13 protein-coding genes are annotated in these 13,047 nt (G+C 37.0%); 6 read left to right on the top strand and 7 right to left on the bottom strand.

Translation table 11 applies throughout. From position 1 onward, the window contains the following. Positions 1-100: 100 nt before the first annotated feature. Together LRP83_RS19995 and LRP83_RS19990 are read right to left on the bottom strand one after the other, a co-directional pair. Complete coding sequence (locus LRP83_RS19995; RefSeq protein WP_230498512.1) at positions 101-331, bottom strand: excisionase family DNA-binding protein; 231 nt, start codon at positions 329-331, stop codon at positions 101-103. 34 nt (positions 332-365) lie between these two features. Beyond that, a complete protein-coding gene (locus LRP83_RS19990; RefSeq protein ID WP_230498511.1) occupies positions 366-989 on the bottom strand; it encodes a GyrI-like domain-containing protein in 624 nt (207 codons plus the stop codon). Between the two features lie 164 nt (positions 990-1,153). Between LRP83_RS19990 and LRP83_RS19985 the strand changes: the two genes are divergently transcribed. The 5 genes from LRP83_RS19985 (at position 1,154) to LRP83_RS19965 (ending at position 5,732) form a co-directional block, all read left to right on the top strand. Further along, positions 1,154-2,353: an MFS transporter gene (locus LRP83_RS19985; RefSeq protein WP_230498510.1), complete on the top strand. Its 1,200-nt coding sequence runs from the start codon at positions 1,154-1,156 to the stop codon at positions 2,351-2,353. A gap of 138 nt (positions 2,354-2,491) precedes the next feature. After that, positions 2,492-3,688, top strand: coding sequence for an MFS transporter (locus LRP83_RS19980; protein ID WP_230498509.1), 1,197 nt, complete (start codon positions 2,492-2,494; stop codon positions 3,686-3,688). Then, a complete protein-coding gene (locus LRP83_RS19975; RefSeq protein ID WP_230498505.1) occupies positions 3,688-4,773 on the top strand; it encodes a GIY-YIG nuclease family protein in 1,086 nt (361 codons plus the stop codon). Before LRP83_RS19980 ends, LRP83_RS19975 begins: the two co-directional genes overlap by 1 nt. A 99-nt stretch (positions 4,774-4,872) precedes the next feature. Beyond that, complete coding sequence (locus LRP83_RS19970) at positions 4,873-5,283, top strand: VWA-like domain-containing protein (RefSeq protein WP_230498504.1); 411 nt, start codon at positions 4,873-4,875, stop codon at positions 5,281-5,283. Between the two features lie 107 nt (positions 5,284-5,390). After that, positions 5,391-5,732 (top strand): DoxX family protein, encoded by a 342-nt coding sequence (locus tag LRP83_RS19965; RefSeq protein ID WP_290369594.1) that lies wholly within the window; start codon positions 5,391-5,393, stop codon positions 5,730-5,732. Between the two features lie 27 nt (positions 5,733-5,759). On the opposite strand, the gene LRP83_RS19960 is transcribed toward LRP83_RS19965, so the two are convergent. Then, positions 5,760-6,776: a VanW family protein gene (locus LRP83_RS19960; RefSeq protein WP_230498501.1), complete on the bottom strand. Its 1,017-nt coding sequence runs from the start codon at positions 6,774-6,776 to the stop codon at positions 5,760-5,762. Between the two features lie 349 nt (positions 6,777-7,125). On the opposite strand from LRP83_RS19960, the gene LRP83_RS19955 reads away from it, so the two are divergent. Further along, complete coding sequence (locus LRP83_RS19955; RefSeq protein WP_230498499.1) at positions 7,126-8,619, top strand: peptide MFS transporter; 1,494 nt, start codon at positions 7,126-7,128, stop codon at positions 8,617-8,619. A gap of 61 nt (positions 8,620-8,680) precedes the next feature. Here LRP83_RS19955 and LRP83_RS19950 read toward each other — a convergent pair whose 3' ends face one another. The 4 genes from LRP83_RS19950 to LRP83_RS19935 all read right to left on the bottom strand — a co-directional run bounded on the left by LRP83_RS19950 (position 8,681) and on the right by LRP83_RS19935 (position 13,004). After that, on the bottom strand, positions 8,681-10,087 hold the full coding sequence (locus LRP83_RS19950) for a GntP family permease (RefSeq protein WP_230498498.1): 1,407 nt from the start codon (positions 10,085-10,087) through the stop codon (positions 8,681-8,683). A gap of 162 nt (positions 10,088-10,249) precedes the next feature. After that, the gene (gene dmpG, locus LRP83_RS19945) at positions 10,250-11,272 is read right to left on the bottom strand and encodes a 4-hydroxy-2-oxovalerate aldolase (protein ID WP_230498496.1); all 1,023 of its coding nucleotides are present in this window, start codon (positions 11,270-11,272) and stop codon (positions 10,250-10,252) included. Positions 11,273-11,296: 24 nt separating this feature from the next. Then, positions 11,297-12,184, bottom strand: coding sequence for an acetaldehyde dehydrogenase (acetylating) (locus LRP83_RS19940; RefSeq protein WP_230498495.1), 888 nt, complete (start codon positions 12,182-12,184; stop codon positions 11,297-11,299). A gap of 55 nt (positions 12,185-12,239) precedes the next feature. Next, positions 12,240-13,004, bottom strand: a complete 765-nt coding sequence (locus LRP83_RS19935; RefSeq protein WP_230498494.1) for an IclR family transcriptional regulator — start codon at positions 13,002-13,004, stop codon at positions 12,240-12,242. Between the last annotated feature and the right edge of the window lie 43 nt (positions 13,005-13,047).

Genomic DNA, 13,047 nt, shown 5'->3' with positions numbered 1-13,047 from the left:
ATCCCCTCCTAATTCTGTTTAGATAATAATTATTCTCCCAAAAGGGAGGATATTTATTCCAATTAAAACAAATTAGGGAGATATTCATTCCTCCAACGCTTTAATCCTCGTCCTTTACATCAATATCCTCAGGTATCGGCTCACTTAAAACCTCCTCAACAAGTAGCTTGTACTTTTCGATTTGCTTTAAGTGGGTATTGAATTGTTCTTTATAGATTAAATATTGCTCTCCATCAAATATCGTCCGGATACGCTTTTGTTGAATGAGTTTCTCAACTGCTGTTTCACCTATTGATAAATATTCCGCTGCTTCTTTTACGGTTAAATACATCAATACACCCCGTTTAATTTATTTCTATAGTTATTTAACATTTTGCTGCTTTAAATCGTAAGACCGTTTTTAACCTTTCACTTTCCGTCTTCCTTGGGTCAGTTATGTAAATTTCACGATGTCTTTTATCTTTACGAACGATATCGTTTGCACCACAAAACGCTTCCATTTTCGAGAACGTTTCATTCTCCGAATCATAGCTTCCTATGTGCATACATTGGACGCATAGCCCTTCCTCTATTTCCTCAAAAAGAACTTCATTAAGACATTTTTCTGGTACTTTCCTACCTACCAAGCTTTTTGCTTTTAAAAAAAGCTCCTCGGTAACGAAATCAGGTTGTCGAATCATCAGTTTATATACTAACCTGTCTTTGTCCAGCACTTCCAATTTCCTTCCTTCTTCATCTAAATCCCATATCCCCTCTAATGGAAAAACGGTATATTCAAAGTAACCTTCTGGAATTACCCCTTTCCTTGGCATCATCCGAATAGCATAGGATAGTGCGTATAATGCCTCAACTCTTTCTTTAAATGCTTCACTATTGGGGTTCCCTTTTCCCTTTAAGGTGAAATATTTCATCGGCGGAACTTCTATTAAGGATGGTTTATTTTTAGGAAGGTAAAGTTCTTTATCCTTTTTACGCCACTCATATTTCATTTACTTCAGCTCCATTATTAATGTATGTATTAATTCCATCTTAACATAAACTAATTGACAAACAGTCATGTCCCATATTACCCTTGTTATCGTGTTAATAATGTTAACCAGGCACACTAACGACGTGAGAGGTTATACGATTTAGGAAATGAGGGTATCTAATCATGTCAGCTGATCAAAAGAAGAAAATTATTATCTTAATGATAAATATGTTTATTGCTATTGGAAGCTTCGGGATCATTATTCCGATATTACCTGCCTATTTAGAATCCATTGGTCAAGGCGGAACTGCGGCAGGATTGTTTATTGCGATGTTTGCAGGGGCTCAATTCCTCTTTTCACCAATAGCTGGTAAATGGACGGATCAGTATGGTCGTAGAAAAATGATTATCTATGGACTAGCAGGGCTTACCTTATCCATGTTTATTTTTTATGCAGTGGATTCTATCTGGCTGCTTTATGCATCACGTGTTGTTGGTGGAATAGGATGTGCGATGCTTGTTCCTGCGATTTTCGCCTATGTTGCTGATATTACAACAATGGAACAACGCGCTAAAGGAAATAGCTATGTATCTGCAGCTATGTCCCTTGGGATTGTGGTTGGACCTGGAATTGGTGGTTTTTTAGCGGAATATGGTTTAAAGTTTCCATTCTTAATCTCGGCAATTGTCTCGCTTGTTTCAGTACTGTTTTCGGTTATTCTATTAAAAGAGAGCGACGTTACTTTACAACAAGGTCAGCAAGCTCACCTCCAAGATGATGAATCAATGGTTCAAAAAATTGCTAGATCAGTAAAAATGCCATATTTTATTCCATTGATTATTACTCTAGTCATGAGCTTCGGATTAATCGCTTATGAAGCGGTTATTGGACTTTACCTTGACAATCAATTTGATGCGACCGCAAAGGATATTGCCATTATGGTAACAGGTACTGGAATCGTCAGTGTTATTGTCCAATTATTTGTTGTTGACCGAATAGTAAATCGTTACGGCGAGAAGACAGTGTTGAATATTTTTATTGCCGTAGCAGCCGTTGGGTTTTTCCTATCAATGTTTGCTTCTAGCTATGCCGTATTCTTTGGCATTTCACTAATTATCTTTCTCTCCTCTTCTATTCTAAGACCAGTATTAAATACGTTAATTTCGAAGTTGGCTGGGAATGAGCAAGGATTTGCGATGGGAATGAATAATGCGTATATGAGTATAGGCAACGTGGCAGGTCCCACCTTTGCTGGATTACTTTACGATGTAAACATCATCTATCCATTCGTTTTAGGATTAGTTCTGTTAATGGTTACATTACTCATTACAATCATTTGGCAAAAGCGTTCCTTAAAGGTTAAGACTGTTATGGAAAACTAGGTAGTATTAGACTGATGCGTGAATTTCATGCTCAGTCTTTTTTAATTTTAGTATTCATTTCAGATTATTTTTTGTAAAATATTATTTAGAATTCCGAAATATATATTAACAATAGACGTTTAATGGAGAGGATATCCTATGAGTGCACCATTAGCTAAAGAAGCACCAAGGCCAAGTGAACAAAAGGAAAAAATCTGGACGAGAGATTTTACATTAATATGCTTTTCTAACTTCTTTATCTTCCTAGGCTTCCAAATGACATTACCGACAATTCCGCTTTTTGTGGAACAGTTAGGCGGTAATGATCAATTGATTGGGGTAGTAATTGGGCTGTTTACTTTTTCAGCCTTATTAACTAGACCGTATGCTGGTCACATCTTAGAGACAAAGGGAAGACGTTTTGTTTACTTAATTGGGCTGGCTATATTTGTGTTATCCGTTGGCTCCTTTGGTATGGCAGCAAGCCTTTACTTCCTATTTTTCATTCGAATCATTCAAGGAGTCGGCTGGGGCTTTTCAACAACGGCATCCGGAACTATTGCCACTGACCTTATTCCCGCTAAAAGACGTGGCGAAGGAATGGGGTATTATGGTCTATTTGGAAATATTGCTTTAGCTCTTGGTCCTACACTTGGATTAGGTTTAGCGGGATTATTACCTTTTTCGCAACTCTTTATGATTTGCGCCGTACTTGGCTTAATAGCTATTATGTTATCATCTAGAATTCAGTTCCGAAAAACTCCTCCCCCTGCAATTGATACGAAAAAGAAATGGGACCTTTATGAAAAAACAGCTTTACCACCATCGTTTCTCATGTTTTTTATTACAGCAACCTTTGGGGGTATCGCATCTTTTCTACCATTATATACAACAGAAAAAGGTATTCACGGCCTACCATGGTATTTCCTCTTATATGCTTTAGCGTTAATGCTAACGAGAACTTTTTCTGGTAAAGTCTATGATAAAAGAGGACACAGAGCTGTTTTCCCAATCGGGGCACTTCTCATTGTGATTGCCATGATTCTATTAGCATGGTTACCAAATAGTTTAGTCCTTTATATCGCGGCAATTATATATGGATTTGGCTTTGGCTCTGTTCAACCAGCCCTTCAAGCATGGTCCGTACAGAATGCGCCCATAAACCGTAAAGGGATGGCAACAGCCACATTCTTTTCGTTTTTTGATTTAGGAATTGGTATCGGAGCTATTATATTTGGACAGATTGCATACTGGTTTAATTACAGTAGTATTTATATTTGCGCTGCCATTTTTGTAGCTATGGCGATTCTCTTATATTATACCGTGATTGGAAAAACAAAGGAGAATACAGCTTAATGAAGGAAGCTATTCTTTTAAAAGAAAAAATCCAAAGCCTTCCCTTTTCACCTGGTGTTTATTTGATGAAAGATTCTCAAGGTGGCATTCTTTATGTGGGGAAGGCAAAAAATATAAAAAAACGAGTTCAGTCTTATTTTCGAAGCTCAGCAAACCATTCTCCTAAAATAAAAAAGCTTGTCCAGCACTTAAATGATTTTGATTACATTCTTGTTGATACAGAATTTGAGGCATTTATGCTGGAATGTAAATTAATTAAGGAATTGAAGCCTCCTTATAATAGAATAATGAAAAATCCATTATCCTTTGCTTATATTGTTATACATATGAATGATGACTTGCGAAGGATTGAAATGACGAATAATCCAAAAGAACAAGCCGGCAATTTATGCTTTGGACCTTTTACCAACTTAAACACTATAGAAAAGAGCATTCATGGAATCCTTTCTAGCTTTAAGGTCCTCTGCAGCAATCCTCCCCATAGAGGGAGCGCCTGCTTAAACTCTAGCTTAGGATTATGTAACGGTATGTGTCTTGGGGGTTCTGCACTTGAGCAGTATCGTCATATTGTCAATCAAATTATCGCTTTACTTAATGGGACTGACAAAGGCATTTTAGATGAAATGACTTTATTGATGCTAAAGGCTTCAGAGACCTTTGATTTTGAACTGGCTGCAAAATATAGAGACTATATTGATGCAGTTCATTCACTCATTAATAAGGAAAGAGTAATTGAATTTACAGAAGAAAATAATAACATTGCTATCATTGAATACTTAAATGATCAGACAATTAAACTGTTTTTGATTAAGAGGACAGTAGTGCTTTTTGGCGAAAAATATGAGTTAGATAAGTTAGCTATTGACCAGGTAACCACGGAGATTAGGGATCAATTCTTAACTCATTTTACATCAAATGTATCTCCATCAACCATTGAGGTTAGCCGCGATGAACTAGACGAAGCTCAAATTGTTTATAGCTATTTGAAAAGCAATAAATGTCGCTATACCATTGTTCCAGACAAATGGCTTATTGAAAAAAAATCCGGCAAGCTAAGTATAGCCATTCTTGAATTATTTAAATAATATTTATTCATGTGTTGAAGGAAATCTTCAGCACATATTTTTTGGGGTAAAATCCAAACTAAAAACCTGTTGCTATTTACTTAAAGGGAGCTGGTTTGTTTGAAATGGCAAAAGAGGATTTTATCCATGATCCAACAACGACAAGATAAAAAAGTTGCCCTTGCAGTTGATACCTCAAGTTCAGAGGTAAGTACGATATTGATTAACAATATAGTAAAGTTATTCGAAACCGTTAAACCCGATACAACATTAGTCCAAGCAGATTTTAAAATCCGAAGTGTAACGCCTGCTAAAGCGGACACGATTAAATATTACACACATGGTAAATCGTCTTATACCGAGGTTTTAGAATGGGCTACGAACGAAAAGATTGATACGTTATTTTATATAACCGATGTAACGGGATTTATTTATGAGGAAATTACCGATGTTGATTATGAACTCTTTTGGCTAGTTCCAGATGAGTTCCTACCTAAAGTGCCATTTGGTAAGGCTATTAAAGTTGCTTAGTTAGCTGCCGTATTAATTAATTTTGGCATAGTTTGTCCCCCTTTTTGCATAGAGTTTTAATAAAGGGGGAATGAGCTATTTATACTTCAATTTCAACCAATAAGCTGTTGAGATATTCTGTTGCCTATGTTTATATCATATCTGGATTGATGAAATTAATCAGTGCTGATTTACAGAACTACTTTTTGAGCTTAGGATTACCTTACTCACATCAACTCATGTATATCGTTGCTTTCGTCGAACTTATATGCGGGGTTTTAATACTCATTAATAAAAGTGTAAAGAAAGCAACTATTCCATTAATCATTATTATGATTGGAGCCTTCCTAGTAACAAAAGTTCCAGTCCTGCACTCCGGCTTCATGCCCTTCGCCTTCAATGCTAGACTAGACATCATTATGCTTGTATTACTATTCATTTTATATTCACGCAACCCTTCAACACGTTAAAGCACTGGGGGACTGTCCCCCAGTGCTTTAGTGTGCTAAAAGAGTTTGATTTTCTTTTGAGGTTCTTATTTCTACGGTTAGTGAGCCTTCGTGTACGATAGCTTTAATTAATAACGGTATACCTGTTGTGTTTTCAAATCTAAAATCTAAGCCACCGTAGGAAACCGTTGCGTCCCTTCCTTTTGGTACGTATCCGACATTCAGCGAATGATGATGCCACTCTATATAAGAGACTCCTAGTTTATCAACCGCATTAAACAAAGTGGAGGATGTTTGACAAATGCCCCCTCCAATTCCATCTACGAGCTTCCCGTTTAGTATTTCTGGTGCCGGCTGATAACCGTGTGCAGCATCACTCGGTCCAACGGTTGTATTGAAAGAAAAAATATCATTTGTTCCGAGAATGATATTATTTATGGCAGCTGCTGATAACTCTATATTTTTCGATCTCCCCGCTACACCACTATTAAAATGGGTCGTATACGAGGCAATGACTACTTCGCTTAGATAAGCCGCTTCTTCGGGCCTGTAACCACTTTCAAACACATAAAGTGGTAATTCGACTGCTTCCCCCTTTTCAGAAGCGTTCATCACTTTCTCCACTAATTCTGATTCCTCTAGGATTATTCTAGGTTTTCCTTTAACAATTTCACCATTCATGCCTATTTTATCAGGAATCATTCTCTGGTCGTACCCTACACGGTTTTCAGATCCCCTTGCTAACTCGGTTACCCAGCTTTCGATCTCAGCTTTATATTTCTCGTTATCCGTTCCATAGCCCATTTCAACAGGATTAATGGTTTTTATTACTTTTTTGGTATGAGGGTCAACTACATCGACCATAATTACCTGTTCTTCTTCCTCTATTTCTATTTGCCTTTTTAGGGCTTCTTCCTTCTCTTTCTGTTCTTCTTCCACTTTCTTCTCAAGCTCGGCAATTTTCTTTTCCAATTCCTCTTCTTTTGAGGTTTTTTCCGAACATCCAATAAGACCTATTAAACTAACAACTATTATTATTGAAACAGTCCACTTCTTCACTTTCATCCCAACTTTTCTTTATTTTTTCACATTCCTCTCACTCCCTCATTCTATTCGCCCCTCTGTACCTATATTCACCTTGGACATACTTCCGATGGATATTTTGACTGCAAAAAGCTCAGGAACCTAATAGACAATTTCCTATTTCGTGTATACATTTTTTACAAATGAAATTAATATTTAGTTACTCTGAATTAAATTACTATTCTAAAAAAACTTTCTTTTCTCATTCCAAAATCAGAAGAACGTTGTCAAATCAGACTTTACAACCGTTTTAACCTTAGATTACCAAAAATAGTTTTTGACAATTTAAAACTATCAAAAGTATTATAGAATAATAAAAGGAGGTTACACCATGTCAAGCTTTAATCGACAGAAAATTGTGGATAGTGTTCCTCAAAAGGGATTCTTTGGACATCCGAAAGGATTATTCACTCTTTTCTTCACAGAGTTTTGGGAGCGTTTCTCTTATTACGGGATGAGAGCTATCCTTGTATACTATATGTATTATGAAGTCTCTAAAGGTGGATTAGGGATAGATGAAACACTAGCTCTTTCCATAATGTCCATTTACGGATCACTTGTTTACATGTCCGGAATTATAGGAGGATGGTTAGCAGACCGAATATTCGGTACTTCGAAAGCCGTTTTTTACGGTGGAATATTGATTATGTTTGGTCATATCGTCCTAGCAATTCCTGGAAGCTTCACGATGTTCATCATTTCAATGGTTCTTATCGTACTCGGAACAGGTATGTTAAAACCAAATGTTTCAACAAACGTTGGTGAAATGTACAGTGAAACCGATGAACGCCGCGACTCAGGGTTCACCATTTTCTATATGGGTATTAACATGGGAGGATTCTTAGCCCCATTAATCGTAGGTACAGTATCAGATAAGTTTAATTTCCACGCAGGATTCGCTATTGCAGCAGTTGGTATGTTCCTTGGACTATTAATGTTCGTATTAACAAAGAAAAAAAATCTTGGGCTTGCTGGAACTATTGTGCCAAACCCATTACCTTCTTCTGAAAAGAAAAAGGTCTTCACAACTGTAGGTTTAGGTATAGTCATTCTTGGAATCATATGTGCCATTTTAATTCCAATGGGACTTCTTACTTTCGCTAACTTTATCAATGTCGTTACTGTTCTTGGTATCTTAATTCCAACTATTTATTTTATCGTCATGTACCGCAGCCCTAAAACTACGGCTGTAGAACGATCACGAATAATCGCTTATATCCCATTATTTATTGCAGCTGTTATGTTTTGGGCGATTCAAGAACAAGGCTCAACGATCCTTGCAAGTTATGCAGATAAGCGCACACAATTAGATTTTGCAGGAATTCATATTTCTCCTGCATGGTTCCAATCATTAAATCCATTATTTATTATTACATTCGCACCAATATTTGCATGGATGTGGGTAAAATTAGGCAATCGTCAGCCATCCATCCCACAAAAATTTTCATTAGCACTTCTTTTCTCTGGATTATCATTCCTTATCATTCTATTACCAGGTTACCTTGGTGGGACTGATTCATTAGTTAATCCATTATGGCTTGTTTTAAGTTATTTAGTTTGTGTATTTGGGGAGTTATTATTATCACCAGTTGGTTTATCAGCGACTACTAAATTGGCACCTGCGGCCTTCTCAGCACAAACAATGAGTTTATGGTTTCTAGCAAGCGCTGCTGCACAGGCAATTAATGCACAGGTTGTTAAATTTTACTCACCTGAAACTGAAACAGCATACTTTGGTATCATTGGTGGAGCATCAATTGCACTAGGTATTCTCCTATTCGTATTTGCTCCTAAAATCCAGGGCTATATGAAGGGTGTAAGATAAGAACTATCAAAAAAAGGGTCCTTCATTAAACATGAAGGACCCTTTTTTTATTTAGTTTTTATTATACGATTCCAGTTAACAAGTAAACTGCAATGATAAAGAAAGCTGCAATCGTTTTAATGATTGTAATAGCGAAAATATCTCGATAGGACTGTTTATGTGTTAAACCAGTAATCGCTAGCAACGTAATAACAGCACCGTTATGTGGAAGTGTATCCATACCACCAGATGCCATGGAAATAACACGGTGCATAACTTCTAATGGAATACCAAATTGGTTCGCAAGCTCAATATATTTCTCCGCCATAATTCCTAATGAAATCGCAATACCGGCTGAGGCTGAACCTGAGATAGCTGAAAGGACGTTGGTCGTTACTGCTCCATTTAATAATGGATTAGTAAAAACTTTAGCAATTCCATCTCTCGCAATCGTAAAACCAGGTAAATTAGAAATAACAGCACCAAAACCATATTCTGTTGCAGAGTTCATGATTGCTAATAACGCTCCAGCAATCCCAATATTCATACCTGTTTTAAAATTAAGGATAACAGGTTTACGGTTATATAAAATGGTCGTAAGGATACCGACTATAAGTGCAATTTCTACTGACCAAATACCAACCACTTTTGCTGTTTCAATGCTTGGAAAATCTAAGCCAATCGTTGAAAAGTCAAAGCCGTTTGGATACCATTTTGGAATCCAAGTCGTAAATACTTTATTTAACACCCCAACTAGTACAACAGGAACAAAGGCAAAAATTCGACGGCTGACGCTTTCCTTTTGGTCTAGATCAATTTCAACCAACTCTTCTTTTATCGTTCCGAAAGAATCATAGCCTTCTCCAGCCTTTTCAGCCTTTTTACGACGTGAATCTAAGTACCACATACCAAGGGCAAAGATAAAGATAGCACCGATGATCCCAAGTGTTGGTGCAGCATAAAGATCGGTTTTAAAGAATGTTGTAGGAATGACGTTTTGAACTTGAGGAGACCCTGGTAGAGCATCCATTGTAAAAGTAAAGGAACCTAAAGCAATCGTTCCTGGAATTAAACGTTTAGGAATATTGGATTGTCTAAAAAGGTTTGCAGCAAATGGATAGACAGCAAATGCTACTACAACTAAGCTTACACCGCTATAAGTTAGGATGGCAGCCAATAACACAATAACTAACATAGCACGTTTACGGCCAACTAATTGAATCAGAGTTGTAGCAATAGAACGAGCTAATCCTGACATTTCTACTACTTTCCCAAAAATTGCTCCTAATAAGAAAATTGGGAAATACAATTTAATATATTCGACCATTTTCCCCATAAATACGTTTGTGAAGAACGGAAAAACCCAGTCCGGATTTGTTAATAGTACTGCAAACAATGCACAAATAGGTGCAAATATAATAACTGAAAATCCCCGATAGGCGATAAACATTAGCATACCGAGTGCTAATAGAATAATTACTAATTCCATTTTATTTCTCCCTCTATTCGTAATCCATCGATTTCTAATCTAAGAACGCTTTCAAGAAACACTTTTAGTAAGCCGATAGAAGCGAAATCAATTATCTCACCTCTATCAACCTTATATACTCTCTATTAATCTATCTTTTTTAACAATTCCTTACTTTTAAAATTAGCTTAATACAATTTTACTTTTTGCAATTTCTGCAGCTACTTCAACGATCATATCCTCTTGACCGCCAACAACTTTACGTTTTCCTAATTCTACTAAAATATCACGTGAATCAACGCCGAATTTTTCAGCAGCACGCTTAGCATGAAGAGCAAAGCTTGAGTATACACCAGCATAACCAAGTGTTAAGCTATCCTTTGTGATCTCTTGTGGGACTGGTAATAACGGTGCAATGATATCCTCTGCTAAGTCCATCATTTTATATAAATCGACCCCAGTTTTTACACCCATACGTTCAAGAACGGCTACTAATACTTCTGTTTGTGTATTACCAGCGCCCGCACCTAAACAACGAACACTTCCATCGATATAAGTAGCACCTTCTTCGATTGCCACTAGTGTATTAGCCATCGCTAAAGATAAATTGTTATGGCCATGGAAACCAATATTTACTCCTACTGACTGTTTAAGGGCATGAATACGTTCACGAACTTGGTTAGGTAATAAATAACCCGCTGAATCCACAACATAAACAGTATCCGCACCATAACTCTCCATTAACTTCGCTTGTTCCACTAGTTTGTCCACGGGAGCCATATGATTCATCATTAAAAATCCTACCGTTTCCATTCCTAGTTCCTTTGCATAAGCAATATGCTGTGGAGCCACATCGGCTTCCGTTACGTGCGTAGCTATACGAGCCATTTTTGCTCCAAGATTTGCCGCCTCTTTTAAATCATGCAAAGTACCTATTCCTGGTAAAAGCAAAACAGCCACCTTGGACTTATCTGCAACAGAAACTGCTGCTTCAATTAATTCCATTTCATTTGTACGTGAAAGGCCATATTGCAAGGAAGAACCTGCTAACCCATCTCCATGAGATACTTCTATATAAGGGACATTGGCATCATTTAATGCTTTTGCTACTTTAAGTACTTGTTCAACGGTATATTGATGCGCAACAGCATGACTTCCATCACGCAACGCAACTTCTGTGATTTGAATATCTCTTGTATTTGTCATTTGAAAAATTCCCCTTTCTACAGTTTAAACTGTTTCTTTCATTATTAATTTTTGAGCAAATGCTTCAGCAATTTTGACACCAGCTGAAGTCATAATATCAAGATTTCCTGAGTATTTAGGTAAATAGTCACCTGCACCTTCCACTTCAAGGAAGATGGTCACTTTATTTCCTTCAAAAATAGGCTCTGTACGAAGTCTATAGCCAGGCACATACGTTTGAACCACTTTAACCATTTCATCAATGGATTGTCTTATTGCTTCTTCGTTCATCGTTCCATCTTCTACTAGTGTATAAACTGTATCACGCATCATAATAGGAGGCTCTGCAGGATTCAATATCATAATCGCCTTACCTTTTTTCGCGCCTCCAACTTCTGCAATCGCACGAGAAGTTGTTTCGGTAAATTCATCAATGTTAGCACGAGTTCCAGGGCCAGCACTTAGGCTAGCAATCGTAGCAACAATTTCTGCGTATTCTACTGAAGATACACGGTTTACTGCATGTACCATCGGAATAGTTGCTTGTCCACCACATGTAATAAGATTGATATTATCTTTATCTAAATGATCTTCAATATTTACAGCCGCACACACTAGCGGTCCTACTGCTGCAGGAGTCATATCAATTACTTTAATTCCAGCCTCTTTTAAAACTTTTGCATTATAAAGATGAGCTTTCGCTGAAGTGGCATCAAAGACAATATCAGCTTCTAATTCTGGATCTGCTAGAAAGCCATCAATCCCTGTATGAACTCCTGCATACCCTAATTCTCTTGCACGACGTAATCCGTCTGATTGAGGGTCAATTCCTATAACAGCTGTTAGCTCTAAAGTTTTAGAACGTCCAAGCTTTATCATTAAATCCGTACCAATATTACCTGAGCCAAGAATAGCAACTTTTACTTTTGACAAGATTCTTCTCCTCCTAAAAATAGATATCTATTTATGTCTTTTTCCTAAAAGATGATTAGCCTTTATAACCTATGTTTTTTGAAATTTCTAATGCTGCTGCTTTGATTCCTTCTATTACCTTAGGGAGTCGTTCCTCATCCAGCCTCATTTTAGGTGCAGCACAGCTTATTGAAGCGATTACATTCCCTTGATGATTAAATATAGGCGCTGCTACACATTTAAGGCCTAACTCTATCTCTTCATCATCGGTAGCGAAGCCTTGCTCCCGTATAGAAATTAAATGTTCTTTAATTTCTTGGATATCAGTCATGGTGAATTCTGTAAACGATTTCAAAACGACTGTTGATAAAATTCTATCTACCTCTTTTTCACTTAAATAAGCAAGAATCGATTTCCCGACGCCTGTACAATGAAATGGAGCTCTTTTTCCTATATGGGAATAAATTGTAAGAGCACTCGGTCCTTCTACTTTTTCAACATAAACCAGTTCATCACGTTGTAATGTGACTAAGTGGACGGTTTCATTTAATTCTGCTACCAAATTACTAATAATTGGCCTTGCAATTCCTCTAATATCAAGATATTTGCCCACAAAATTACCAAGTTCAAAAAGTTTAATACCTAACTTGTACTTCAAATCATCTGGATTTTGTTGAAGATAGCCTCTATGTTCTAAGGTCTTAATAATTCCGTGAACCGTGCTTTTAGATAAATTTAAATGCTGACTAATCTCTTTGACACTTAATTCTGGACTTGTACTTATAAATAATTCGAGGATATCAGCTGCCCTTTCAATCGATTGAATTAAACGTTCAGACATTATCATCCCTCTTTCGTCGTTCGACATTATCGAATAGCGTTCG

Origin of the sequence: Pseudoneobacillus rhizosphaerae (assembly GCF_917563885.1) — a bacterium.
Lineage (GTDB): Bacteria > Bacillota > Bacilli > Bacillales > Cytobacillaceae > Pseudoneobacillus > Pseudoneobacillus rhizosphaerae.
This window is presented reverse-complemented; position numbering and strand designations above follow the sequence as displayed.